This window comes from Microbacterium sp. Y355, assembly GCF_059445345.1.
Map to the genome: position 1 here is coordinate 2,477,756 of NZ_JCAIUD010000001.1, position 22,516 is coordinate 2,500,271.

The 22,516-nt window shown below is 64.2% G+C and carries 25 protein-coding genes; 8 read left to right on the forward strand and 17 right to left on the reverse strand.

Annotated features, from left to right (window positions below; genetic code table 11):
- Positions 1-8: 8 nt before the first annotated feature.
- The 4 genes from AC1C2O_RS11850 to AC1C2O_RS11865 are packed head-to-tail and all read right to left on the reverse strand — an operon-like array spanning position 9 to position 3,848.
- Complete coding sequence (locus AC1C2O_RS11850; RefSeq protein ID WP_495430637.1) at positions 9-1,049, reverse strand: DctP family TRAP transporter solute-binding subunit; 1,041 nt, start codon at positions 1,047-1,049, stop codon at positions 9-11.
- Positions 1,046-2,032 (reverse strand): shikimate dehydrogenase, encoded by a 987-nt coding sequence (locus AC1C2O_RS11855; RefSeq protein WP_495430638.1) that lies wholly within the window; start codon positions 2,030-2,032, stop codon positions 1,046-1,048. Before AC1C2O_RS11855 ends, AC1C2O_RS11850 begins: the two co-directional genes overlap by 4 nt.
- Positions 2,029-3,303, reverse strand: coding sequence for a TRAP transporter large permease (locus AC1C2O_RS11860; RefSeq protein ID WP_495430639.1), 1,275 nt, complete (start codon positions 3,301-3,303; stop codon positions 2,029-2,031). Before AC1C2O_RS11860 ends, AC1C2O_RS11855 begins: the two co-directional genes overlap by 4 nt.
- Positions 3,300-3,848: a TRAP transporter small permease gene (locus AC1C2O_RS11865; protein ID WP_495430640.1), complete on the reverse strand. Its 549-nt coding sequence runs from the start codon at positions 3,846-3,848 to the stop codon at positions 3,300-3,302. Before AC1C2O_RS11865 ends, AC1C2O_RS11860 begins: the two co-directional genes overlap by 4 nt.
- Before the next feature lie 109 nt (positions 3,849-3,957).
- On the opposite strand from AC1C2O_RS11865, the gene AC1C2O_RS11870 reads away from it, so the two are divergent.
- Together AC1C2O_RS11870 and AC1C2O_RS11875 are read left to right on the forward strand one after the other, a co-directional pair.
- Complete coding sequence (locus AC1C2O_RS11870) at positions 3,958-5,739, forward strand: bifunctional sugar phosphate isomerase/epimerase/4-hydroxyphenylpyruvate dioxygenase family protein (RefSeq protein WP_495430641.1); 1,782 nt, start codon at positions 3,958-3,960, stop codon at positions 5,737-5,739.
- A 57-nt stretch (positions 5,740-5,796) separates the two neighbouring features.
- Positions 5,797-6,183, forward strand: a complete 387-nt coding sequence (locus tag AC1C2O_RS11875; protein WP_495430642.1) for a DoxX family protein — start codon at positions 5,797-5,799, stop codon at positions 6,181-6,183.
- Between the two features lie 16 nt (positions 6,184-6,199).
- On the opposite strand, the gene AC1C2O_RS11880 is transcribed toward AC1C2O_RS11875, so the two are convergent.
- The 5 genes from AC1C2O_RS11880 to AC1C2O_RS11900 all read right to left on the reverse strand — a co-directional run bounded on the left by AC1C2O_RS11880 (position 6,200) and on the right by AC1C2O_RS11900 (position 10,682).
- Positions 6,200-7,177, reverse strand: coding sequence for an SRPBCC family protein (locus AC1C2O_RS11880; RefSeq protein WP_495430643.1), 978 nt, complete (start codon positions 7,175-7,177; stop codon positions 6,200-6,202).
- 1 nt (position 7,178) lies between these two features.
- Positions 7,179-7,559, reverse strand: a complete 381-nt coding sequence (locus tag AC1C2O_RS11885) for an ArsR/SmtB family transcription factor (protein WP_495430644.1) — start codon at positions 7,557-7,559, stop codon at positions 7,179-7,181.
- Positions 7,560-7,783: 224 nt separating this feature from the next.
- The gene (locus tag AC1C2O_RS11890; RefSeq protein WP_495430645.1) at positions 7,784-8,140 is read right to left on the reverse strand and encodes a YciI family protein; all 357 of its coding nucleotides are present in this window, start codon (positions 8,138-8,140) and stop codon (positions 7,784-7,786) included.
- On the reverse strand, positions 8,137-9,447 hold the full coding sequence (locus AC1C2O_RS11895; protein ID WP_495430646.1) for an RNA polymerase sigma factor: 1,311 nt from the start codon (positions 9,445-9,447) through the stop codon (positions 8,137-8,139). Before AC1C2O_RS11895 ends, AC1C2O_RS11890 begins: the two co-directional genes overlap by 4 nt.
- Positions 9,448-9,887: 440 nt before the next feature.
- On the reverse strand, positions 9,888-10,682 hold the full coding sequence (locus AC1C2O_RS11900) for a helix-turn-helix transcriptional regulator (protein WP_495430647.1): 795 nt from the start codon (positions 10,680-10,682) through the stop codon (positions 9,888-9,890).
- Between the two features lie 143 nt (positions 10,683-10,825).
- On the opposite strand from AC1C2O_RS11900, the gene AC1C2O_RS11905 reads away from it, so the two are divergent.
- Positions 10,826-11,758, forward strand: coding sequence for an SDR family NAD(P)-dependent oxidoreductase (locus AC1C2O_RS11905; protein WP_495430648.1), 933 nt, complete (start codon positions 10,826-10,828; stop codon positions 11,756-11,758).
- 10 nt (positions 11,759-11,768) lie between these two features.
- Here AC1C2O_RS11905 and AC1C2O_RS11910 read toward each other — a convergent pair whose 3' ends face one another.
- Positions 11,769-11,981, reverse strand: coding sequence for an MmyB family transcriptional regulator (locus AC1C2O_RS11910; protein ID WP_495430649.1), 213 nt, complete (start codon positions 11,979-11,981; stop codon positions 11,769-11,771).
- 119 nt (positions 11,982-12,100) lie between these two features.
- Here AC1C2O_RS11910 and AC1C2O_RS11915 point away from each other — a divergent pair, with 119 nt between their 5' ends.
- Positions 12,101-12,571, forward strand: coding sequence for a nuclear transport factor 2 family protein (locus tag AC1C2O_RS11915; protein WP_495430650.1), 471 nt, complete (start codon positions 12,101-12,103; stop codon positions 12,569-12,571).
- A 66-nt stretch (positions 12,572-12,637) separates the two neighbouring features.
- On the opposite strand, the gene AC1C2O_RS11920 is transcribed toward AC1C2O_RS11915, so the two are convergent.
- The gene (locus tag AC1C2O_RS11920; RefSeq protein WP_495430651.1) at positions 12,638-13,213 is read right to left on the reverse strand and encodes a TetR/AcrR family transcriptional regulator; all 576 of its coding nucleotides are present in this window, start codon (positions 13,211-13,213) and stop codon (positions 12,638-12,640) included.
- Positions 13,214-13,363: 150 nt separating this feature from the next.
- Here AC1C2O_RS11920 and AC1C2O_RS11925 point away from each other — a divergent pair, with 150 nt between their 5' ends.
- Positions 13,364-14,215, forward strand: coding sequence for an alpha/beta fold hydrolase (locus AC1C2O_RS11925; RefSeq protein ID WP_495430652.1), 852 nt, complete (start codon positions 13,364-13,366; stop codon positions 14,213-14,215).
- 104 nt (positions 14,216-14,319) lie between these two features.
- On the opposite strand, the gene AC1C2O_RS11930 is transcribed toward AC1C2O_RS11925, so the two are convergent.
- Entirely contained in the window at positions 14,320-15,030 is a 711-nt protein-coding gene (locus AC1C2O_RS11930; protein WP_495430653.1) for an SDR family NAD(P)-dependent oxidoreductase, read from the reverse strand.
- Between the two features lie 101 nt (positions 15,031-15,131).
- On the opposite strand from AC1C2O_RS11930, the gene AC1C2O_RS11935 reads away from it, so the two are divergent.
- Complete coding sequence (locus AC1C2O_RS11935) at positions 15,132-15,977, forward strand: helix-turn-helix transcriptional regulator (RefSeq protein WP_495430654.1); 846 nt, start codon at positions 15,132-15,134, stop codon at positions 15,975-15,977.
- Positions 15,978-15,991: 14 nt separating this feature from the next.
- On the opposite strand, the gene AC1C2O_RS11940 is transcribed toward AC1C2O_RS11935, so the two are convergent.
- From AC1C2O_RS11940 to AC1C2O_RS11950, 3 genes are all read right to left on the reverse strand, one after another.
- Positions 15,992-17,062 (reverse strand): acyl-CoA dehydrogenase family protein, encoded by a 1,071-nt coding sequence (locus tag AC1C2O_RS11940; RefSeq protein ID WP_495430655.1) that lies wholly within the window; start codon positions 17,060-17,062, stop codon positions 15,992-15,994.
- Positions 17,063-17,129: 67 nt separating this feature from the next.
- Entirely contained in the window at positions 17,130-17,456 is a 327-nt protein-coding gene (locus AC1C2O_RS11945; protein WP_495430656.1) for an NIPSNAP family protein, read from the reverse strand.
- Positions 17,456-18,418: an NADP-dependent oxidoreductase gene (locus AC1C2O_RS11950; RefSeq protein ID WP_495430657.1), complete on the reverse strand. Its 963-nt coding sequence runs from the start codon at positions 18,416-18,418 to the stop codon at positions 17,456-17,458. Before AC1C2O_RS11950 ends, AC1C2O_RS11945 begins: the two co-directional genes overlap by 1 nt.
- Before the next feature lie 71 nt (positions 18,419-18,489).
- Between AC1C2O_RS11950 and AC1C2O_RS11955 the strand changes: the two genes are divergently transcribed.
- Both AC1C2O_RS11955 and AC1C2O_RS11960 read left to right on the forward strand, forming a co-directional pair.
- Positions 18,490-19,455: a GlxA family transcriptional regulator gene (locus tag AC1C2O_RS11955; RefSeq protein WP_495430658.1), complete on the forward strand. Its 966-nt coding sequence runs from the start codon at positions 18,490-18,492 to the stop codon at positions 19,453-19,455.
- Between the two features lie 113 nt (positions 19,456-19,568).
- The gene (locus tag AC1C2O_RS11960) at positions 19,569-20,069 is read left to right on the forward strand and encodes a single-stranded DNA-binding protein (protein ID WP_495430659.1); all 501 of its coding nucleotides are present in this window, start codon (positions 19,569-19,571) and stop codon (positions 20,067-20,069) included.
- Between the two features lie 38 nt (positions 20,070-20,107).
- On the opposite strand, the gene AC1C2O_RS11965 is transcribed toward AC1C2O_RS11960, so the two are convergent.
- Positions 20,108-21,796: an ABC1 kinase family protein gene (locus AC1C2O_RS11965; RefSeq protein ID WP_495430660.1), complete on the reverse strand. Its 1,689-nt coding sequence runs from the start codon at positions 21,794-21,796 to the stop codon at positions 20,108-20,110.
- A 51-nt stretch (positions 21,797-21,847) separates the two neighbouring features.
- Positions 21,848-22,432 (reverse strand): PadR family transcriptional regulator, encoded by a 585-nt coding sequence (locus AC1C2O_RS11970; RefSeq protein ID WP_495430661.1) that lies wholly within the window; start codon positions 22,430-22,432, stop codon positions 21,848-21,850.
- Positions 22,433-22,516: the final 84 nt, after the last annotated feature.

Sequence of the window (22,516 nt, forward strand, 5' to 3'; positions counted from 1 at the left end):
AGGAAGAATCACTCCGAGGTGGAGCGAATTGCCTCGTACACCGTGAGCGAATCGCCGGTCAGAACGCCGGAGAGGTATTCCTCGGCCTTCTCACTGAATGCGTCGCGATCGACATCCTCGATGACCTCCCAGTCATCACCGGTACGCCATTCCTCGAGGAGCGTCTCCTCGTCTTCGGCGACGCAGGTGGTGACCTCAGCGACGGCCTTCTCAGTGGCCGCGGTCAGGGCTTCCTGCTGCTCGCTGCTGAGGTCGTTCCAGATCGGGCCCATGATCACCAGGTTGGTGTTGAGCTGGTGCGAGCTCATGCTGACGTAGTCCTGAACCTCTTTCAGGTTCGAGGCGACGATGTTGGTGATCGGGTTCTCCTGACCATCAACGGTGCCCTGTTGCAGCGCGAGGTAGAGCTCTTCGTAAGCGACCTCGGTGGCCTCAGCGCCGAGCGCCTTGGCGTTCATGAGGAACTGCGGCGAACCGGGGAAGCGCATGCGCAGACCCTCCAGATCCGCTGGCGTACGAATCGGGACGTTCGCGGTGAACTGCCGCGCACCCGCCGACCATGCGCCCAGCGTGTGCACGCCGGATGCCTCTTCGAAATCCGCGGTGACGGTGTCGGAGGCGTCACTCGCCATGAAGGCGGCCAGGTGGTCGGCATCGTCGAAGGCATAGGCGGCGTCGAGCACGCTGATCGGCTCATAGACCGCGCCGAGTGCCGAAGCACCCTGGATGTCGATGTCGATGTCGCCGGATGCGACCGCGGCGATGCGGTCGGCGTCGCCTCCGAGCTGGCTGGACGGGAAGATCTCGATCTCGAGGCCGACGTCTGCGGCTGTGACCTCATCGGCGATGACCTGCGCGCCGCAGCGATGCTGCGGCTGGTCTTCGTTGTAACTGTGGGCGAGTGTGAGCTTCTGCGTGGCGGCGGCGTCGCCGTCACCGGCGTCGGATCCGGTGGTGCCGTCTCCTGCGCTCGAGCAGGCGACCAGCATCATTGCCGGTGCCGCGACTAGGGCGAGCCACATTGTTCGCCGAGTGCGTCGTGCATTCATGATTGTTCTCCTCTTTCTGCTGCTGTTGGTGGTGCTGTCTGTAGTGCTGGTCCCGGCGTGGCGGGGTTCAAGGTCGCCTCAGTGGCGACCAGGTCATTCAGGTCGGCAAGCATCGCCTTTCGGTCTGCGCGCTCCCCCGTGAAAATCTCGAAGGCGTCAGCCGCCTGATGCATGGCCATGCCGAGCCCAGACATGGTGCGGATGCCCCGGGCGCGTGCAGCCTGCAACAGTGCGGTGTCGACGGGGCGATAGACGATGTCCGCGGCGCGGATGCTGTCCGGCAACAGCGCCACATCGAACGGCGTTCCGGGGTGAGCGGCCATGCCGATCGGCGTCGCATTCACGATCAGATCGGCTTCGCCCAGCAGGGCCGCCAGATCTTCGACGCCGGCCGCCCTCACGTTCGCTCCGGCCACATTCGCTCCGCGCAGCGCGCGAACCTGCGCGGCGAGCACCTCGGCACGCTCAGTCAGCTGGTCGATCAGCACAAGCTCATCGATCGGATGCTGCGCCAAGGCCGTCGCGACCGCCGAGCCAGCACCTCCCGTGCCGAGCAGCACGACGCGTCCGAGTCGCTCCGCCCCGAAGGCATCCTTCAACGCGGCGGCGAAACCCGTCACGTCGGTGTTGTGGCCGACAGTTCCGGCATCCGTAAATACGACCGTGTTCACCGCACCCACCGCACGTGCGTTGTCGCTGAGCTCGTCGAGCAGCGGAACGATCGACTGCTTGATCGGATGCGTGATGTTCAGCCCGTTGTATCCGAGGCGGCGGGCAGAGGCGAGCAGCGCGCTGAGCGATTCAGTCGTGCCCTCATTCGGCGCAAGATCGATCGTGCGATACACGTAGTGCATGCCGTGCCGCGCGCCTTCGTGCTCGTGCATGGCCGGCGTGAGCGATGGGGTCACGCCCTCGCCGATCAGGCCGATGAGCACGGCCCTACGGCGAGCGTCGACGACTGTCGCAGGCGGCGCGAACGTCATAGCCCCAGCACCCCCGGCAGCCACATCACGGCGTTCGGGAACGCGATGATGAGCACGCAGATCACGAGCAGCGGGATGATGAACGGCAACGATCCGCGGAATACGTCGCCGATGCGCGTTTTCGACACCGCGGCCGTGACGAACAGCACGGTTCCGACCGGCGGGGTGAGCAGGCCGATCATGAGCGACAAGATCATCAGCACACCGAGAACGATCGGATCGATACCGATCTGGTTCGCGATCGGCAGGATGATCGGCACGGTGAGCACGAGGATGGCCGTCGCGTCGATGACAGTGCCAAGGATCAACATGACAACGGTCACGAGGATGAGGAACACCGTCGGGCTGTCGGTGATTGTGAAGACCAGCTCGGTGATCATCTGGGGCAGACGCTCGAGGGCGAGGATGTAGCCGAGCAGCGAGGCGGAGGCCACGATGATCATGATCGACGCGGTGATGGTGACGGTCTCGGTGAGCGCCTTGATGAAGCTCTTCAGACTCAGTGAGCGCTGCACCAGGCCGACGAAGATGATGTAGACGACGCCGACGGCGGCCGCCTCTGTCGGGGTGAAGAATCCGCCGAGGATGCCACCCAGGATGATGAACGGCGCGACGAGAGGAAGGATGACGCCCTTCGTCGAGTCCAGGAACTCGGCCTTGTTGAAGGTGCCCTTCTTGATGTTCGGCATGCGCCGTACGAGCACCCAGACCACGATGCACATGCCGATGGCCATGAGTATGGCGGGGATGACGGATGCTGCGAACAGTGCTCCAGTCGACGCGGCGGCGAGCCCGGCGTAGATCACTGCGGGGATGCTCGGGGGCATGACCGGTGCGATGAGGGATGATGTCGCAGACACTCCAGTGGCGAAGCGGCGACCGTACCCTGCGCGGATCATCGCGGGGATCTGAACCTTGCCGAGAGCCGCAGCATCCGCAACCGCGGAGCCACTCATCCAGGAGAAGCCGACGCTGGTACCGACGGCGACATATCCGAGGTTTCCACGGATGTTCGCGAGCCCCTCCTGAGCGAAACGGAAGAGGCGGTCTGCGATGCCGGCGTGATTGGCGAGTGCGCCGAGGAAGATGAACAGGGGCACGGCAAGCAGTGGAAAGCTGCTGGCTGCGTTGGTGACTGTGCGCAGCGCCATGCCGACCGACTGGCCTTCGATGGCCATATAGACCAGCGACGGGCCGAGGAAGGCGAAGGGCACCGGCACGCGCAGCGCCAGAAGCAGAGCGATCGCGAGGGCGAGAAGGAGAAGAGTCATAGTCCTGCGGCCTCCGGGAGATCTTCTTCGACATCGGCGGCCACTGGGCCGTTTCTTGCGATATCGAATGCCGAGATGAGCGCGCGGATTGTGGTGCTGATCGTGCCAATGAGTACGGGGACGTAGACCCACGACATCGGGATGCGCAGCACGGGCGACTTCACGATTCCTTGAGTCGAGACGAGTGCCCATGCTTCGAGGCTGAGCCCGAAACCGGCAGCAGCGACGACCAGGAGTGCGAAGACCTGGATGATGCGCACCACCATGGGGTTGCGGATCGAGTCGACGAGCTCGAGGGCGATGTGGCCGTGGCTCGTGACGAGTATGCCCATCGCGGAGAAGGTTGCCCAGAGCAGGGCGAAGCGGGCGAGCTCACCTGTCCACGCGATGCTCTCGATCGGCAGGTAGCGCTGCAGTGCCTGGTAGAAAACCAGAACCAAGATGACCATCACGGCGACAGCGCCGATGGTGAGTTCTATGCCGGTGATGACACGCGCGATGCGGCGCAGTGTGCCGGTGCGTTGGGGTTGATGTTCTTGAGTCACGACGCCTTTGTCCCTCGAGTTGAGTGATGCAGAACCGAATGTACCGGTTAGTACATTGATTGGGCAACACCTCTGGGAAATTAATGTACAAACTGGTACGTTCACTGCCATGCTCACCTCAATAGCTTCCGTCTGCCTCTCTGGCGGACTTGTCGACAAACTCCACGCCTGCGCTGAAGCCGGCTTCGCTGGAGTCGAGATCATGGATGCCGATCTCATCGCCGCGCCCGAGTCTCCAGAAGAGATTCGGGCACTCTGTGATCGACTCGGACTGCGGATCGAAATGTTCCAGCCGTTCCGCGACGTGGAGGGTGTCACCGACGACGTCTTCGCCGACACGCTGCGGCGGGCCGAGGCGAAGTTCCAGATCATGAAGCGCCTCGGCACCGATCTGATGCTTGTCTGCAGCAACGTCGGTACGGCCACGATCGACGACGATGAGGTGGCAGCGCGGCAGTTGGGTGAGCTGGCCGACAGGGCAGCGGTGCACGGCATCCGCCTCGCATATGAGGCGCTGGCCTGGGGAAAGTACGTCGATGACTACCGACGCACCTGGTCGATTGTGAAGAAGGCCGATCGGCCCAACCTCGGGATCTGCCTCGACAGTTTCCACATTCTCTCGCTCGGGCATGACCCAGCTGGCATCGAGGAGATCGATGCCGAGAAGATCTTCTTCTTGCAACTGGCGGATGCTCCGACACTCGACATGGACGTGCTGTCGTGGAGTCGGCATCATCGGCTTTTCCCCGGCGAGGGCAACTTCGATCTGGTGAAGTTCATGACGCACGTGGTGCGAGCCGGGTACACCGGACCGTGGTCGCTCGAGGTGTTCAACGACACATATCGCCAGACCGATACGGTGCGCACGGCCGCACATGCGCAACGATCGCTGGTGTGGTTGGCCGATCGCACCGCTGCCGCGAACGACTGGGATGACGGGCGCTTGGTCGCTGCGTCAGAGGTGAGTGGTCTCGACTTCGTGGAGGTTGCAGCGGCAGATCTCGCCGAAGTCGACGAGCTGCTCGCGCAGTTGGGGTTTGCTTTCAAGGGACGTCACCGCACCAAACCCGTTCGCCTGTGGAGTGCGGGTTCCGCGCGCGTGATCCTGAACGAGCAGGTGCGTCACGATGAGCCACGACTGTCGGGCATCGGACTACTGGTGGAGGATGCCGAGGCTGCTGTCGACCGTGCGATCGCGCTGGGTTCGACTGCTATATTCCGTCGGACGTATGAAGGAGAGCAAGCGCTGCGTGGCGTCGCTGCGCCCGATGGAACGCAGGTGTTCTGGAGTTCGCTGCCCATCGCAGAGTCGTGGCTGCAGGAGTTCGATGGCGGTACGGGTGCGGTGAATGGTTTGGTCGGCGAAATCGATCACATCAACCTCGCCTATGCCTGGCAAGACTTCGATGAGGCCGTGTTGTTCATGTCGAGCGTGCTGTCGCTGCACGCCGACCCGCCCGCCGACGTTCCTGGCCCTCGCGGGCTTATTCGCAGTCAGGTGATGCGCACATCAGACGGCATCGTGCGTGTGCCGATCAACCTGGCGCCTCCCACGGCGCCGACCCCCGCGCGGCACATCGCAGTCAGGACGGATGACGTCTTCACCGTCGCGCGGAATGCCCGTGAGCGGGGCATCGATCATCTGCGGATTCCGGCGAACTACTACGACGACCTGTCGGCTCGGTTCGGTCTTTCGGAAGAACTGCTCTCATCGCTGCGAGACCTAGATCTGCTCTATGACCGGGATGCAACGGGTGAGTTCATCCACTTCTACACGCGCACGATCGGCGACGTGTTCTTCGAGGTGGTCGAGCGCCGCGGCGAGTACGACGGCTACGGGGGAGCAAATGCCCCGATCCGGCTCGCTGCCCAGCGGGCGATGACTCGGTGAACTGCACTCTTGTCAAGCACCTGCACTGACGCCGTCGCGCACGCGTAGTGTCATGCCATGACTTCTCGCGCGCGCACCATCACCCGCATCGGGCTCGGCAGCTTTCTCGTGTTCGCCGGCGTCTCGCATCTCACCTTCGGCCGCCGCGAGTTTCAGGCACAGGTTCCTGAGTTCGTGCCGCTCGATCCGGACACCACGGTCTTGGCATCCGGCGCCGTCGAGATCGGGCTCGGCTCAGCTCTGCTGTTCGCCCGACGTCGGCGCGGCGTGGTCGGAGTCATCGCGGCGTTGTTCTTCATCGCCGTATTCCCTGGGAACGTCTCGCAGTGGATGCATCACCGTGATGGCTTCGGGCTCGATACCGAGATGAAGCGCTTCGTGCGACTGTTCTTCCAGCCTGTGCTCGTGTGGGCGGCATTCTGGTCGACCCGCGCAAAGCGCTGAGTCGACCAGAACAGCCCTAACCGACCAGCACCATGCTCTCGAGCCGCGCGTACGACGCCTCCATGCCGTCGGCCATGCCGGTGGCGAGGATCATGTCGCGGGTCTCCTTATCGGGGTACTCGATCAGCAATGTGATGAGCGTCGCGCCGTCCTCTTCAAAGAGGTTGAGGTCGTTGAGGGTCTGCGTCGGCATGCCCTGCATCCGCTCGGTGCTCACCTCGCGGCGCGGCGCATCCACGAGCACAGCCTCTCCTTCAAACCCGAAGGCTTCGCCCTCGGTGTCACCGACAGGCGCCCACGCAGTGCGGTGCGTCTCTCCGGGCGCGGTGGCGATGACACACTCCGTCATCTCCCATCCGTCAGGACCGAGCAGCCACTGCTTCATCAACTCGGGTTCGTGATGGGCGCGCCAGACGAGGTCACGCGGGCCGTTCACCAGGCGGGTAATCCGCACATGAGTGTCGTCGATCAGCTCGACGCGAGTGCCCTTGCCCTGCGCGTATTCGCGGAGGTCTTGCAGCACGGCATCCAACTGATCCATCGCCATGCGCGAGCCCTCGACTGCACCCATCGCGATGACCTGCTCGAGAGCCTCGGACGAATCGAAGTGGGTGGTGTTGACCATGCGGCTGCCGGCGTCCGTCGATTCGAATGCGAATGTCATCCGCATCGAGGGGAAGCCGTCGAGCGGGTTGCCCTCAGCATCGGCGAAAGCGTCGATGACCTCGAAGCCGCGGGGTTCGTCGATGTTCAGGAACTCCCAGGAGCCGCCCGACTTCTCGCCCTGCGGACTGGTCATGTAATAGAGCGCCTTGCCGCCGACCGTGAAGTCGAATTCGCCGAAAGTGGCCGGCCAGCCGGGAGGACCCCAGAAGCGCTCCAGCTGGTTGGCGTCGGTGAACGCGTGCCAGAGCCGCTCGATCGGAGCGGCGAAGTCGGCGGTGACGGTCATCGTGCGGTCTTCAGCGTTGGTGCTGACGTCGGTGACAGGCATTTCAGTTCCCTCTCTTCGGTGAATTCTTCGGTGAATCTTGATGGGGTGCTTCGGATGACAGGAGGTCGTCGAGTCGGGAGATGCGGGCCCGCCACAGCTCTTCGTACCGGGCGAGCAACGCCCGAGCGCGCGCGATCATCTCAGGATTCGCGCGGACGAGCCGCTCGCGTCCCTCGGCGCGTTTGATGATGAGGTTCGCGGCTTCGAGCACGGCGACATGCTTCTGCACTGCCGCGAACGACATCTCGTACTCGGACGCGAGCGTCGAGACAGAGTGCTCTCGCTCGATCGTTCGGCGCAGGATGTCGCGCCGAGTGGATGCCGCCAGTGCGTGAAACACACGGTCGACCTCCGCTTCGCTCAATTCTCGTTGTGTAACCATTTGGTTGTACGTTACGACGAAACGGATGCTGCGTCAAGAGTCGGATTGTCGGAACTGCGTTGAGATGACACGAACCAGCTCTATGGGCTGCTGAAACGTGGCATCATCGACGCGAATCGTCCCGGCCGGGTGTCTGACAGGCGTCTCGGACCCATGCACGTCGATTCATACCCGGCCGTGCTCAGCGCGGAAAGTGTCGACTACTCGTTAAGACCGTCGACCATTCATCCCTCTTCCCACGGGAGCTTCACGAGCGGGAGAACGTAGATCCGCCCGAGTACTGCGGTGGGGTGCTTGGCCATGTATGCCGTGGCCTCTTCGATCGAATCGGCAGTGATGATGTCGTAGCCGGCGAACCACTCCTTGAAATCGGGGAACGGTCCATCGGTGACAAGTGCCTGTCCGTTTCGAACGGCGACCGATTTTGCCTGTTCGGGGCTTCCCACAGGGGCGCCGTCGTGTAGTCGTCCCTCAGCGTTGCCTTCTTCGGCCCACTCGCCGAGCAACCGCTGATCGTCGGTCTGCGATAAGGGGGTGCCTGTTGAGTCGGTCATGTGGATAACTAGGTATCGATTGCTCATTCGATCTCTCCATTCTTTGGTTCGCCGGGGGTTTCCGGCAGGAAGGACGACGAAAGTTGGCCTTTCCGTCGGACCAGGTGTGCTCTTTCGGCTAAGTTGCCGGCCAGATCGAGCGCAGCACCGTATGCGGCGAGCGCTTCTTGTGATCGACCCGCCGCGCGCAGAAGCTCGGCCCGAGTGACGTGAAATGCGTGGGATCCGTCGAGCGTGGACCCTAGGCGCTCAACGATGGACAGGGCGACAACCGGTGAGTCATACTCAGCGATCGCTATGGCCTTGTTCAAGGTGACGAATGGACTCGGATCAACGCGTTCCAGCTGTTCGTAGAGGGTCACGATCCGGTCCCATCGTGTGTCGCGGGCCCGGGAGGCGGTCGAGTGGACTGCGTTGATAGCGGCTAATAGCCCAAACCGTCCAGCTCGAGTCCGTACGCCGACGACATCGTCCTCCGTCGACAGGAGTGACAAGCCTTCCGCAATCAACGCCTGATCCCACAGTCCGCGATCCTGTTCGTCCAACCGCACCAGCTCTTCCCCGTCAGCGCTGAGTCGGGCATCCGCACGCGACTCCGTCAGCAACATGAGCGCCAGCAACCCTGCCGTCTCATGGTTGTCAGGGAGCAATTCCCGCAGTAGTCGGGTCAGGCGAATTGCTTCGCTGGTGAGGTCTCGGCGGAGCGGTGAAGTATCTGATCCTGATGCGAAATAGCCCTCGTTGAAGACCAAGTAGAGCACGGCGAGCACACCGTCGAGCCTTTCCGGCAGATCAACAGCCGCAGGCATTCGATATGGGATGTGGGCGGTCTTGAGCTTTGTTTTTGCCCGGGTGATCCGTTGGCCCATCGCGCTCTCCTGCACCAGAAAGGCGTGCGCAATCTCCGACACCGTAAGACCGCCCACGATGCGCAAGGTCAACGCGACGCGTGCCTCCATCGTCAGGGCAGGGTGGCAGCAGATGAACAGCATTCGCAGGCGATCATCCTCCACAGCTCCGACAGGCTCGGCAGGAGTCGGGTCATAGATCATGAGCGCCTGCAGATACTTCGATTCGCGAAGCGCCTCGCGCCGGAGCCGATCGATCGCTTTTCTGTACGCGGTAGTTGTGATCCACCCTCCCGGGTTGGGCGGCACACCGTCGACGGGCCAGTGAGCTACCGCGGAAGCGAATGCCTCCGCGGTCATCTCTTCAGCGAGGTCGAGGTCACCGCATCGTCGTGCGAGTCCCGCAACGATGCGGGCCCACTCCTCGCGGTGGGTGCGGGTTATTACCTCGCGCACGAAGACCAAGCTGCCCTCCGTCGAACTCACCTCACTGGCGTGAATACTCAGTCCTCGATTCTGCCTCGTGTGCGATCACACTTCCGTCTATCTGATGATGCTACGAACGAGACTCGCGTGATCCGACACGGCGCTCAGAAAAGGCGTGCATCCACGACAAGAGCCATCTGACCCGGCGCAGCACAGACACTTTCACTATCGGTCGCCTTCTTTCATCGAATCGTTCCGGCTGATGGGAGATGTTCTCCTCGGCACGCCTCACGTCCATCCGATACAGAAGAATCGCCATCATAGGGTCGTTGTACATGTCGTGAGAGCGCCTTCCGTTTCCTGGCGGTGATGCGGATCGATCACTCACCTCGTACGGACCACGAATGGACGTGAACCACTTCGACACTTCACATCACGGGGACTCGCTCCACCGAAGCCTGCTTCCACTGCTATTGCGAGTAGCGCCAAACCTTGATCGATCACTCGCGGTGGGGTGTGAGGAGCATGACCCAGTGGTCGTTTTCCGGGTCGTGCAGCATCTCGCTGTCGAAGGTGAGTGAACCTCTCGTCGGATGGTTGATCCGCTTCAGCGCGGATCTCCAGGTTCCGATTTCTCCTCGAGCCCAGTGACGGATGAATTCGGGACTGATCATCGACAGCTCGCGGAACAGAGAACCTAGATTCTCATCTTCGGGGTAGCGGGTGAGTGCTTTGCGGAGCTCGGCAGCGGACACTCGGGCGAGTTGCTCCGCTCCATCGTCGCCGAGCACTTCGCGGAGTCCCGCCGATGTGAACGCTTGGAAGACGATGTTGTGGCCGTGGGGGCCGTCTCCGAAGATGGGCCCTAACAGTTCCGCCGCGGCAGCGTTCAACGCCAGCACGTCGAGTCGGCCGTCGTAGATGGCGACTGGCATGGTGTCGTCCAGGGTGTCGAGCAGTTGTTGGAGTCCCGGGCGGATTTTCGTTGCAGGCGCTCGCGGTTGCGGGGGTAGTTCGCCGGCAAGTCGGAACAGGTGGTCATTCTCAGCCGTGGAGAGTTGGAAGGCTCGCCCTAACGCGGTGAGGATCTCCCGCGAGGGCCGGGGCGCGCGCCCTTGCTCGAGGCGGGTGTAGTACTCGACGGAGATTCCCGCAGCGTCAGAGAGTTCCTGACGGCGTAGTCCTGGCACGCGCCGCACAGACAAGCGCATATCGTTGGGCCGACCAGGAGGAACCATGAGCGCACGTCGGTGACGTAGAAATTCTCCGAACTCTGGTCGACCGTGTCTCTCCATAGTTCATTGTTCCTCTGCTCGACCGCCACGGACTCCCTTTTGCGTGGTCCTGTTGGTACCAGCCTCGGCAGGGTGTTCCTCCTTTTGGTGCCATCCCGAAAGATGAGATCACCAGAATCAGCCCAGCAATCCAGGAGCATGAGATGACCACCGCAACCCAAACCATTGTCATGACCGGCGCCACCCGAGGAATCGGTCTCGAAGCAGCACGAGAAATCCTGCGTCGCAGCCCTGATATCCACCTCGTGGTTCTGGGGAGAGGTTCTTCTGTAGCCGAGGTACTGCCGAGCCTACGAAAGATCTCTCCGCACGTCTCGACTGTCGACGTCGATTTGTCCAGCAAGGGGAGCGTCGCTGCGGCTGGCGCCCAGCTGGAAGATGTTCTCGATTCGGGCGGACTACCTCCACTTCGCGGCCTCGTCTTCAACGCGGGCGTCCACCTCTCCAATGCACTCGAGGCCACAGTTGACGGGTACGAAAGAACCTTCGCCGTGAACGTCATGTCCACGCACCAGCTTCTCCGGCAACTGCACCCCCACATCCAAGCCCCGGCGCGCATCGTCGTCACGGTCAGCGACGCTCACTTCGGTGATCTTCAGCACACCGGCGGGACCATGCCCGCACCCCGGTGGTCGATCCCAAAGATCGCTCAGCCCGGAGGATTCGACCATCCCAGCCGGGTCCGAGCTGGACGTCGCGCCTACGTGACAAGCAAACTGGGCGGCATTCACCTGGTGCATGAATGGGCCCGACGCCTGCCCGACGGCATAGACATCATCTCGTATAACCCCAGTCTCGTCGTCGGAACCGGCCTCGCGCGCGAAACCGGCGGAGCCTTCCCCTTTCTGATGAGCAAAGTTGTCCCGCTGCTCACCGTCACTCGCCTCGTGGACACGCCGGTCCCCGCCGGCAGGAAACTGGCCGACGCCATCCTCGGCGTCACCACCGCCGGGACCGGCACGTACATCCACAAAACGAAGGCGGTGTCGTCATCCAAGGAGTCCTACGACGCCGACCGTGAAAGTGCGTTTTGGACCTGGCTAGAACAGGTTCAAAGGACCTCCGACCGAACGTGACGTCAGATGCTCACATGGCGGCTCCTCGCCCCACAGTTTCCAAGAACGCAAGGCTCACGGCCGCACCGGATCCGCTTGGCGCCGTGTGGAGGACGAGGTCCTGATCACTGTCGGCGAGATGTAGAACGTCGCAGTCGAGCGATATTGACCCGACCACCGGGTGATCGAAGGTTTTCGCCAGCGTGACGGCGGGCTGCACAGGTAGTGCAAGCGATGCGTGCATCAGTGAGCGCGAACGGCGCGGATTGACCCTAGTACTAACGGTCCCTGGCTACGTGTCCCCGCACCTGTTTGCCTTAACGAACAGGTGCCCGCGACCGATCGGGCCAGAAAGGAAGACTTATGAACGCGTTGAAGACTGTGCAGGCCTATGTGACGGCGATGGAGGCACAAGACAGGGAAGCAGTCGCCGAGACCCTGGCACCGAACGTCGCGCACATGTTCCCGGTGGCGGGAAACCACAACATGGCAGGGATCTTCGAGGGCCGCGAAGAGGTGTTGGGCTACGTCGACGCGTACATTACGAAGTTCCAGTCCCTCGCCTGGGTCGACAAGCGCTGGACCGAATCAGCGGACGGCCGCACTGTGTTCCTCGAAGCGCGCGGTGACGCTGTCATGTCCCACTCTGGCGAGCCATATCAGAACCTCTACGTCGAACGATTCGACGTAGAGGAGGACGGCATCGTGCGAATCCTCGAATATGCGGACCCCACCGTCTACGCAGCGACCAAGGAGCCCCCCACCGAGCACGAGATCGCCGTTGTGACCATCACACCCACACGAGTGCTCAGCATGCCGACGTCCCTCGGATGATGGCCTGCGAAGCAATTCGCATATCCCATCCTGGAAGAAGATTCTTCCTGGAGGAGGGCGCCACGCCTAGTCGGCGTCCTCCTCCAGGCCGCTGCGAAAGGCGAGAAGCCCTTCGACACCTCGAAGGAAGGTCACGCAGACCAACAGCGGATCGGTCAGAGAGCCCGCGGCCATCGCACCGTCTCGCAGCATCACGAAATGACGCGCTGCTGGCTCCGCGTCGATCTTCCCCGTCTGAGCGAACAGCTCGATCATCGTGTCGAGGAACCACTGCCGATGCTCGAGGACGGCACGGTGCACCGGGTGGTCGGGATCCGGGAATTCGGCCACGGCGTTGAGGAATGCGCACCCTCGGAAGCCGGGGCTCTGGATGTCGTCGGAGATGGCCTCGGCGATCGCCCGGATGACGTCGTCCAGATCGGCGCCGGCGGTGCGCGCGGCATCCATCCGGGCACGGATCCCCTCGTCGATCTGCGAGAGGTAAGAGACAAGAAGGTCGTCCTTGCTCGGGAAGTGCCGGTAGAGCGTGGCGCGGGTGACCTGCGCCTCGGCGATGACGCGATCGATGCCGACGGCGCGCAGTCCCTCGGTGTAGAAGAGCCGAGTGGCTGTGTCGAGCAGTCGAGTCCGTGCCTCCGACATATGTGCACCTCGTCCTTTCACGTGCTGTGTTTACGAGAGTAGCAGAGAGATAGAACGATCGGTCTTGACATCTGCGACGAACCGGCGCAGACTCGGTGTACCGATCGTTCTATCTACCTTTGGATGGAGCAACAGATGAAAGGAAACTCCATGCACACTCGTATCCCCCGGCGCCTTACTCGGGTCGCCGCTGCCGTCGCCAGCGCGGCCGTGACCACTGCCCTCGCTCTCACCCTCGGAGCCGGCGCCAGCGCGGCGCAGGCCGGCCACGGCCCCCACCCCGGACAGCCGCCTGTCGAAAAACCCACTGTCGTTCTCGTGCACGGCGCATGGGCCGATTCAAGCGGCTGGGGCGGTGTAGTCACCCAGCTCGAGAAGGACGGCTACCCGGTGCTCGCCGTCGCCAACCCGCTGCGCGGACTGGCGACTGACGCGGCCTACGTCCGCAGCATCGTCGACACGATCGACGGCGACGTGGTCCTCGTCGGCCACTCGTACGGCGGAGGCGTCATCACGAACGCCGCCACTGGCGCCGACAACGTCACCGCCCTGGTCTACGTCGCCGCCTTCGCGCCGGACGAGGGTGAGACCCTGGGCCAGTTCAACGATCCGACCAAGTACCCGGGCGCCGAGCTGACGACCGACTCGCTCATCGTCCGGCCCTACCCCGGCGGCCTCGACGCCACCATCGACCCGACGCGTTTCCGCCAGATCTTCGCCGCGGATCTGCCCGCGCGACAGACCGACATCATGGCCGCGACCCAGCGCCCGACCAACGTTGCGGTCCTCGAAGAGCTGACCGCAGTACCAGCGTGGAAGACGATCCCTAGCTGGTACCAGGTCTCCAACCAGGACAAGGCCCTCTCTCCCGTCGCGCAGCGCTTCTTCGCCGAGCGGATGGGTGCGAAGACCACCTCGATCAACGCATCGCACGCAGGGTACGTCTCCCACCCGACCGCGACTGCGAAGCTCATCGAAACGGCGGCTCGCGCGACCAGCTGACGCCGCACAGTCGTTGCCGAGCGGGGCCTCCCCACCTGTCTAGGGGAGGCCCCGCTCGTCGTCGACGGGCGCCCGAGGCCCGGCGAGATGCTCGCCTTCCGCCGTCACCAAGCGAACTCGCCAGCATCCTCCTGGAACGTCCCAGTGGGACCATCGGCGGCGATCATCGCCATGCGGGCGACGACCTCCGCACTCTCGGATGCCGGACGCCCCGGATGAGTGCCTGGGTTCCCGCCACCGAGCTCCGTCGCGGTGATACCCGGCTCGACGGCATTGACCTTCACCGCAGGGTGCGCCATCGCGTACTGCACGGTGAGCATCGAGACCGCCGCCTTGCTCGATCCGTACACGAGCGAGACGAAGTGGGAGGCCGGACGCGTCGGCTCATGAGTCGCCCAGAAAGAGCCCAGCGCGCTCGACACGTTGACGATCACCGGGTTCGCCGATTCGGCGAGCAGCGGCAGCGCCGCCTCGGTGACCCGCACGATGCCGACCACGTTCGTGTCGTATACCTCGAGCACGCTTGCGCTGTCGAGCAACTCCCCGGCACCGCCGTTGCGCTTCGCGATGCCCGCGTTGTTGACGAGTACATCGAGCCCAGTGCCAGCATCGGCGATCGTCCGTAGCGCGGCCTTTACCGATGCGTCGTCGGTCACATCGAGCTGCACGTGACGTGCGCCGACCTCGTCGGCTGCGGCTCGCCCCCGCGCATCATCGCGAGAGCCGAGCCAGACCAGGTGGCCGGCGTCGACGAGAAGGCGTGCAGTTTCTTTGCCAAGGCCCTTGTTGGCCCCGGTGATCAGTGTCGTTGTCATATCCCCACACTGCTCCGTCGCGCGCCGGTCAGACAGTCGCCGCGTTTTCCTAGGACTGCCAGGGCCATGACAACGACTCGCGTCGGGAGCAGACTGGAGTCATGGAGGAGTGGGAGTTCGGCCGGATAGTGCGACGGTGGCGTGATCGAGTGTCGCCGGATGCCGTCGGCATCTCCACGGGCGGCCGTCGACGCGCGCTCGGCCTTCGTCGAGAGGAGCTCGCCGGTCTCGCCGGGATCTCGGTCGACTACCTGACCCGGCTCGAACAGGGGCGGGCGACTGCCCCCTCGGAACAGGTCATCGAATCGCTCGCCCGCGCCCTGCGCCTCGACGATGGTGAGCGGGCGCACCTGTTCGAACTGGCCGGCCGCAACCCGCACGCGCGAGGGGTGGTGCCCACGCGGATCCCGCCGAGTGTGCAGCGTCTGCTTGACCGCTTCACCGGAATCCCCGTGGTCGTGTACGACGCGGGCTGGAACCTCGTGGTCGCCAACCCGCCCTACGACGCACTCATGGGGCCGGTCGCCGAACTGCTGGGTAATGAACGCAACGGCGTGTGGCGCAACATGCTCGGACCAGCGTCGCGGGCGCGGCAGACTGCTGAAGAGCACGCCGCCCAGGTACGCGGTCTCGTGTCGGACCTCCGCGCGACGGCGGCGCGATACCCGCAGGACGACCGCCTCCGCCGGCTGGTGGCCGAGCTGAGCATCGCGAGCCCCATGTTCGTCAACCTCTGGGCGACCGCGGCCGATTCACCGATGACCGAGGGGTCACGTCGCAAGATCATCGACCATCCGACGGTCGGCCCGATCGAAGTCGACTGCGACACCCTGGTCGTCGCGCAGGACGACCTGCGCATCATGGTCTACACCGCGGCTCCGGGCACCGACGACGCGCAACGGCTCGAACTCGCCATCGTGCTCGGCACCCAGTCGCTCGTCGAGTGAACCGCGCCGCTCTGCTAGGCCCGGTCGGTGACAGCAGTTGCGGCACCGAGACGCTCAAGGGCGAGATACGGATTCAGCAGCGGGTGGCGGCTACCCACGGCGATATCGCGCCAGAACCGCTGCAGCGCGTTGGCCGTGTTGAAGCCGGATGCGCCGTGCAGGTCCATCATCAGGTCGACAGCGGCGCGGCTGTCGCGCGCCGCATCGGCCAGATCAGAGAACGCGCGGGCCACTCCGATCTGGTCGAGTTCCTCGCCACCCGCTACCGTGGCCACCGCCAGCATTGCCCGCTCGGCTCGGTGTGCGAGCCGGTCCGCTTCGGCGAACCAATGGCGCGCACCAGCCGAGTCGCTCATGCGCTCGTAAGTCGTCATGAAGGGCTTGCGGTCGGAGGCGAACATGTCTCGGATGAGGCCGAGCGCTCCGAACGTCGCGCCCACCACCGGCGCCAGAACTGTCAGGCCGCTAACGAGCTGGTCGGCGGGCGAGGGCATCTGACCCGCGACCACCCATCGAGCAGGCACGACGACTTCGTCCGCGACCACGGTATGGCTCCCCGTGCCGCGCATCCCCGCCATCTGCCAGGTCCGTTCGATCCTCAGCAGATCGAGGGGGATGAAGGCCCAGCTATAGGCGCCGTCGACCATCACGGCGAGCGAGGCCCAGTCGGCGTCCTCGCTGCCTGAGATATTCGCCCACCGGCCGCTGATGCGCATGTCCTCGCCGACGCGGGTCGCCGTTCCCGCTGGCACGCCAGACCCACAGGCGAGCGCGTCGGGCTCAGCCAGTGCCTCTTCTGGAGCAGCGTCGCCGAAATTACGCGCGAAGAGGGTCTTCGTCGTCGCGCATGTACCCGCCACCCAGGCGGCGGACGGAGAGAAGCGGCCGACCGCTGCCAGCTGTTCGGCGATCTCGAATGGAGTGGCCCACGCGCCCTCAGTCCGCCGCGAGCGGAACGCGAAAGCACCGGCGCGTCGGAGCGCCTCAATGCTGTTGGGGGTGAGACGGTCGGCCGCCTCAGATTCCTGTGCCGAAGCGAGTAGAACGTCAGCCAGTTCCTGCGAGGAAACGGAGGATTCAGTCATCTGAGGGGCCTTCCTGATTGGGTGAGCATCGAGTGCGATTGGACAGTTGCGACGGTGTGGGCGGTGATCAGCTGAGGCCGGAGACGGGCGTGGGGCGAACGCGGGTAACAACAGTCCGGTCTACGAGCAGCAGGGCTTCGACGACCGGCTTGATCACGTTGATCCACTGCGGATCCTCGTATGCTGCGGCGTAGCGGGCCAGACGGCTGTCTTCGTCCTCGAAGCGACGGATCCAGACGTAGCCGTCTTCGTCTTCCTCATCGACGAATGAAGCCACGACGGTCATGCCCTTGGACTGCTGGTAGGGGACGACGACATCCTCCATGTAGCGGACCCACTCGTCGCGGCGTCCTGGACGAGTTTGGTAGCGGCGGATCTCGAAGAAGGCGCTCATCAGGCGACCTCGAGCACGATCTTGCCGCGAGTGTGGCCGTCCTCGCCGAGCTTTTGCGCGGCCGCGGCCTGCTCCAGCGGGAACGTCGCGGCGACCTCGACCTTTACCTGGCCGTCGGCGATCAGGTCGCCGATCTTGCGCAAAGAAGTCGCGTCGGGCTCCACCAGATACGCGGATGCGCGGAACCCTCGTTCTGCGGCAATCTCAAGCAGCCCAGCCGACACGCCGGACGGCACGCCGATGATCAGGCCTCCCGGCCGCAGCGTCGAGGTGGCGATCGCGATCTGATCAGCACCTGTCAGTTCGACGACGACATCGATGTCCTTGATCTGTGAGAGGTAGTCGGCATCGTGGTAATCCACGACCTCATCTGCCCCGAGTGAGCGCAGCCAGTCGTGATTCCGCTCGCTGGCGGTAGCGACGACGTGTGCGCCTAGATGCTTGGCGAATTGCACGGCGAAGTGGCCCACGCCACCCGCACCAGCGCTGATCAGCACTCGATCTCCGGCCCTGACTCCTGCGGTATCAACGATGACCTGCCAGGCGGTCAGCGCGGCTAGCGGAACCGCCGCGGCCTCGATATCGCTCACCGTATCCGGGGTCTTGGCGAGTTGGCGGGCTGGGGCTGTGACGTATTCGGCGTAGGCGCCAGCCTGGCGGGGGAACCACGGCATGCCGAAGACCCGATCTCCAACCTTCAGCGTGGTCACGCCGAACCCCACCTCCTCGACGACACCGGCGATGTCCCAACCCAAGATGAATGGCGGGGCCCCGAGCACGCCGGCCATGCCACCGCCCTGGCGGGACTTCCAATCGACAGGGTTCACCCCGGCCGCGGTGACGCGGACCAAGACCTCGGTCGGAAGCGGCGTCGGGCGGGCGACAGTAGTGAGAACGAGCTCCTCAGGCCCGCCGAAGTTCTGCTGGGTGATGGCTCGCATGGAAGTCAGTTCGTTTGTCATGATGTCGATTCTGCAGAGCCGGAAGCACGCAAACCAGTGGCAGAAATGTCACTATGCGTAAACTTACGGCCATGACACATCTCGTGGCCGTACTCGCCCTGGACGGCGTGATGCCGTTCGACCTCGGAATCCCGGCAAGGGTCTTCAATGAAGCTCTCGATACCTCCGGTCGGCGCCTCTACGACGTGGCGACCTGCTCACTCGACGGCGGCCCCGTGCGCACCAGCGAGGACTTCACGATCCAGGTTGACCACGATCACCGACTGCTCCAGTCAGCCGACACGGTCGTGATCGCCACCCAGGAGCCCAGTACGGAACTACGTGCCGGCCAACCACTACCCCCTGAACTTGCCGCAGCTCTCGATGCGATACCACAGCACACACGCGTCGTCAGTCTCTGCACGTCCGCGTTCGTGCTCGCTGCCACGGGGTTGCTCGACGGTCTCACCGCCACCACGCATTGGGCCTTGAGCGAGGCGTTCGCCGCGCTCTTCCCCCGTGTCACAGTCGACCCCGACGTACTCTTCGTCGATAACGGACGCGTGCTGACCTCAGCGGGCGGAGCCGCGGCGATCGACCTGTGCCTGCACCTTGTGCGACGGGACTACGGTGCGGAAGTCGCCAACTCTGCCGCACGTCACTGCGTCGTGGCGCCGTGGCGCGATGGCGGCCAAGCTCAGTTCATCGAGCGCCCACTGCCCGAAGACACCCAAGCCTCGACGACGCCGACTCAGGCCTGGGCGATCGACAACCTGCACGATCCACTCTCGGTTGCCGACCTCGCCGATCACGCCCGCATGAGCCTGCGGACCTTCTCTCGCCGTTTTCAGGCCGAGGTCGGAGAAACTCCTGCCCGATGGCTGATCCAGCGACGGACCGAGTCGGCCCGGCGCATGCTCGAGACAACCGATCTGACCGTGGACCAAATCGCCAGTGCAGCCGGCTTCGGAAGCACAACGCTGCTGCGCAAACACCTGCACGCCACCGTCGGACTCCCGCCGCTCGCCTACCGACGCCGCTTCGCCGCGATGACGTGAAAGGCGTGTGTCCGGAAAGACCAATGTCGGATGCCCGCCATACAGTGAGCACGTCTCACCGATGAGACGGTCTCGACACGAGATGAAGAACATACGAAACCGGAGTGAACAACATGAACGAGACAACCCTCACCATCGTGGGAAACCTCACCGCCGACCCCGAGCTGCGCCAGACGCAATCCGGCGTTGCGGTCGCAAGCTTCACCATCGCCAGCACGCCACGCTCATTCGACCGTCAGGCGAACGAGTGGAAAGACGGTGAGGCGCTGTTCATGCGCTGCTCGGCCTGGCGCGACATGGCGACGAACATCACCGCGTCGCTGACCAAGGGCAGCCGAGTGATCGCATCTGGACGACTGCAGCAGCGCACCTATCAGGACCGCGAGGGCAACAGCCGAGTGAGCATGGAGTTGCAGATCGACGAGGTCGGTCCTTCGCTCAAGTACGCGACCGCGCAGGTCACCCGCGGAGATCGGTCCGGTGGCGGAGGTGCTCCGGTGTCTGGCGCATCGGTGTCGGCGGCACCAGCGGCACCCGCATCACCATCGGGCGCGACTGACTCATGGTCGACCCCGAATGCGGAATGGTCGGTGTCGGACGACACGCCGTTCTGAGGCGACTCGCCTGAACCCGCCCGGGGGCGAGACCGCCCTCAGCGCCGCCCGGCGAACGCCGCGTACGCCAGTGGCAACGGCGAGACGATCATGAGCGTCGTTCCGAGCGCTGGCAGCGGCGCGAGCAGCAGCGCTCCGCCGACGAGCAGTCCCGCGAACACTACGGCAGCGACCGCACGCCGGCCGATGCGCATGAGCGCGTCGAGGCGTCGTTCGAGCCGCGATGTGTCGAACGACACTGTTCCGTCGTCGATGCGGGTAATAACGTCGTCGATGCGCTGCGGCAGCCGCCACGTCACATCGGCGGTCGAAAGCGCGCGGCGAGCGAGCGCCTGCACGACGTTGCCAGCCTCGTCGCGGAGCAGGCGGGCGGCGTAGGGTTCCGCAGCATCCCAGACGTTGAAAGCGGGGTCCAGCCCGCTGCACATTCCAGAGGTCAGCGCGACCGAACGGAAGAGCAGCAGCATGTTCTCCGGCAGTTGCACGGGGAGCGAGCGCACCATGTCGCCGAACTCGTTCGCGAAGTCGCGGAACTCGCGCGGATCGACCTTGCTCAGCTCGGCGAATCCCATCCCTCCGAAGCGGGCGAACAGCGCGGTCAGCGCGCGTTCGAGCTCGACAGTATCGGCAGACGGAAGCAGCACGCCGATCTCCTGAGCGGCAGCCACCAGCCCCCTACTGTCGCGGCCGGCGACGGCGATGAGCAACGTGCGTAGCCCGTCGCGCAGGCTATCTGGCACCTCCGCCATCATCCCGAAGTCAATGAAGGTGAGCCGCCAGGCGGGGGCCGCGGCATCCGCTCGTTTCGGCATCGGGGTGACGAAGATGTTGCCGGGGTGCGGGTCAGCGTGCACGAAGCTATGCGTGAAGACCTGGTCGAACATGACCTCGGCGAAGACCTTCGCGACCTCGCTCGGGTCGATGCCGGCCGCGCGGAGAGATGCGGTGTCGTTGATCTTGATCGCAGTGACGTCAGAGAGCGTGAGCACTCGGCGGGTCACTCGCTCCCAGATGATTTCCGGAGTGTCGACGCGCGGGTCGTCGGCGAAGTTCTCGGCGAACCGTTCGGCGCTAGCAGCCTCGTGCAGATAGTCGATCTCCTCGAGGCTGGTCAGCGCAAACTCTTCGACGAGGCCGGGTGCATCGACGCGGTCAGAGACGATGCGGATGCGACGCAGCCAACCGCCGACGCGGCGGAGAGCGGCGAGATCCGTGGCGACGATCTCGTCAATGCCGGGGCGCTGCACCTTCACGACGACGTTCTTGAGCCCGGTGTCGGCGGCGTCAAGTTCGGAGAGGTGCGCGCGATGCACCTGGCCGAGCGATGCTGCGGCCAGCGGCTGCTCGTCGACCCACGCGAATGCGCGTTCCAGCGGCACACCCAGTTCGGCCTCGGCGAGTGCTCTGATCTCGGCGAAGGGCACCGCAGGGACTTCATCCTGCAGGCCGGCGAGCTCCTCGGTGATCTCGGGCGGCAGCACATCCATCCGCGAGGAAAGAAACTGACCGACCTTGATCATCAGCCCGCCGAGGTCGACGGCGAGCGTGTGGAAGCGCTGCGCGAGGCGTCGCATCCGATCAGCGCGGCTGCGCTCGGCGATCCGCGAGAGACCGAGCCGCGGGAGGAAGAGCTCGAACCACCACAGCTGCACGAGCTGCCGGGCGGCGAACGTAACGATGCGGCGATAGCGGGCGCGATGGGCACCCTGACCCGCGGCATCCGTCATAGAGTCATCCTTTCGCGGCTCCTGATTTTAGCCCTCGCGTTAGTCCTGGTGTCAGTCCTGGGCGAGGATCGCGTACAGCCTACGTCGGGCCTCTTCGAGCACAGTCACGGCTTCTTGCACCTGTTCGGGTGTGCCCGTTCGAGCGACCTGAGCGGCCGCGCCGGCGAGGTCCATCCCTGCCTTCGGCAGCGCGGTGATGTGCCCGCCATCACGTGAGGAGAATGCCTCCCACGGGGCCGGCTTCTCTGCCGCGATCTCGGCTTCTTCGCGTCCTGCGCCGGTGAGCGAGTAGGTCTTACGACCGTTCTGCTCTTCGGCAGTGATGAGGCCCTCGTCGGCGAGCAGTTGCAGCGTGGGGTAGACGGAGCCGGCACTCGGCTTCCACGCACCGCCCGAGCGCTCTGCGATCTCGTTGATGATCTGGTAGCCGTGCATGGGCTCTTCAGTCAGGAGCGTGATGACCGCCGCTCGAACGTCGCCGCGCGCCATGCGCGAGGGTCCGCCGGGGCGCTGTTCAAAAGATTTGCGGAGCTGATCCATGGCTTCGAAGATCGCGGATGCCGGACCCCCCGAGCCACTCGAACCGCCGAAACCTGCTGTGCCGCCGAAACCGCTTGTCGGGAACGAACCGTTCATGTTGACCTCCTCGGTCGTAGGGACGATGGACGTTAACGATATATCGTTCAGTGTCGTTGGGGAAGCCCCACTGTCCGCCTCCCC

Excerpts from the sequence above, each read along its gene's own strand:
- AC1C2O_RS11880 (WP_495430643.1), bottom strand. The coding sequence starts at position 7,177 with ATGCCTGTCACCGACGTCAGCACCAACGCTGAAGACCGCACGATGACC.
- AC1C2O_RS11890 (WP_495430645.1), bottom strand. The coding sequence starts at position 8,140 with ATGAGCAATCGATACCTAGTTATCCACATGACCGACTCAACAGGCACC.
- AC1C2O_RS11945 (WP_495430656.1), bottom strand. The coding sequence starts at position 17,456 with ATGAGCGCCTTCTTCGAGATCCGCCGCTACCAAACTCGTCCAGGACGC.
- AC1C2O_RS11900 (WP_495430647.1), bottom strand. The coding sequence starts at position 10,682 with ATGGAGAGACACGGTCGACCAGAGTTCGGAGAATTTCTACGTCACCGA.
- AC1C2O_RS11910 (WP_495430649.1), bottom strand. The coding sequence starts at position 11,981 with ATGCACGCATCGCTTGCACTACCTGTGCAGCCCGCCGTCACGCTGGCG.
- AC1C2O_RS11970 (WP_495430661.1), bottom strand. The coding sequence starts at position 22,432 with ATGAACGGTTCGTTCCCGACAAGCGGTTTCGGCGGCACAGCAGGTTTC.
- AC1C2O_RS11885 (WP_495430644.1), bottom strand. The coding sequence starts at position 7,559 with ATGGTTACACAACGAGAATTGAGCGAAGCGGAGGTCGACCGTGTGTTT.
- AC1C2O_RS11850 (WP_495430637.1), bottom strand. The coding sequence starts at position 1,049 with ATGAATGCACGACGCACTCGGCGAACAATGTGGCTCGCCCTAGTCGCG.
- AC1C2O_RS11935 (WP_495430654.1), top strand. The coding sequence starts at position 15,132 with ATGGAGGAGTGGGAGTTCGGCCGGATAGTGCGACGGTGGCGTGATCGA.
- AC1C2O_RS11965 (WP_495430660.1), bottom strand. The coding sequence starts at position 21,796 with ATGACGGATGCCGCGGGTCAGGGTGCCCATCGCGCCCGCTATCGCCGC.
- AC1C2O_RS11925 (WP_495430652.1), top strand. The coding sequence starts at position 13,364 with ATGCACACTCGTATCCCCCGGCGCCTTACTCGGGTCGCCGCTGCCGTC.
- AC1C2O_RS11870 (WP_495430641.1), top strand. The coding sequence starts at position 3,958 with ATGCTCACCTCAATAGCTTCCGTCTGCCTCTCTGGCGGACTTGTCGAC.
- AC1C2O_RS11950 (WP_495430657.1), bottom strand. The coding sequence starts at position 18,418 with ATGACAAACGAACTGACTTCCATGCGAGCCATCACCCAGCAGAACTTC.
- AC1C2O_RS11930 (WP_495430653.1), bottom strand. The coding sequence starts at position 15,030 with ATGACAACGACACTGATCACCGGGGCCAACAAGGGCCTTGGCAAAGAA.
- AC1C2O_RS11940 (WP_495430655.1), bottom strand. The coding sequence starts at position 17,062 with ATGACTGAATCCTCCGTTTCCTCGCAGGAACTGGCTGACGTTCTACTC.
- AC1C2O_RS11855 (WP_495430638.1), bottom strand. The coding sequence starts at position 2,032 with ATGACGTTCGCGCCGCCTGCGACAGTCGTCGACGCTCGCCGTAGGGCC.
- AC1C2O_RS11955 (WP_495430658.1), top strand. The coding sequence starts at position 18,490 with ATGACACATCTCGTGGCCGTACTCGCCCTGGACGGCGTGATGCCGTTC.
- AC1C2O_RS11915 (WP_495430650.1), top strand. The coding sequence starts at position 12,101 with ATGAACGCGTTGAAGACTGTGCAGGCCTATGTGACGGCGATGGAGGCA.
- AC1C2O_RS11920 (WP_495430651.1), bottom strand. The coding sequence starts at position 13,213 with ATGTCGGAGGCACGGACTCGACTGCTCGACACAGCCACTCGGCTCTTC.
- AC1C2O_RS11905 (WP_495430648.1), top strand. The coding sequence starts at position 10,826 with ATGACCACCGCAACCCAAACCATTGTCATGACCGGCGCCACCCGAGGA.
- AC1C2O_RS11875 (WP_495430642.1), top strand. The coding sequence starts at position 5,797 with ATGACTTCTCGCGCGCGCACCATCACCCGCATCGGGCTCGGCAGCTTT.
- AC1C2O_RS11860 (WP_495430639.1), bottom strand. The coding sequence starts at position 3,303 with ATGACTCTTCTCCTTCTCGCCCTCGCGATCGCTCTGCTTCTGGCGCTG.
- AC1C2O_RS11960 (WP_495430659.1), top strand. The coding sequence starts at position 19,569 with ATGAACGAGACAACCCTCACCATCGTGGGAAACCTCACCGCCGACCCC.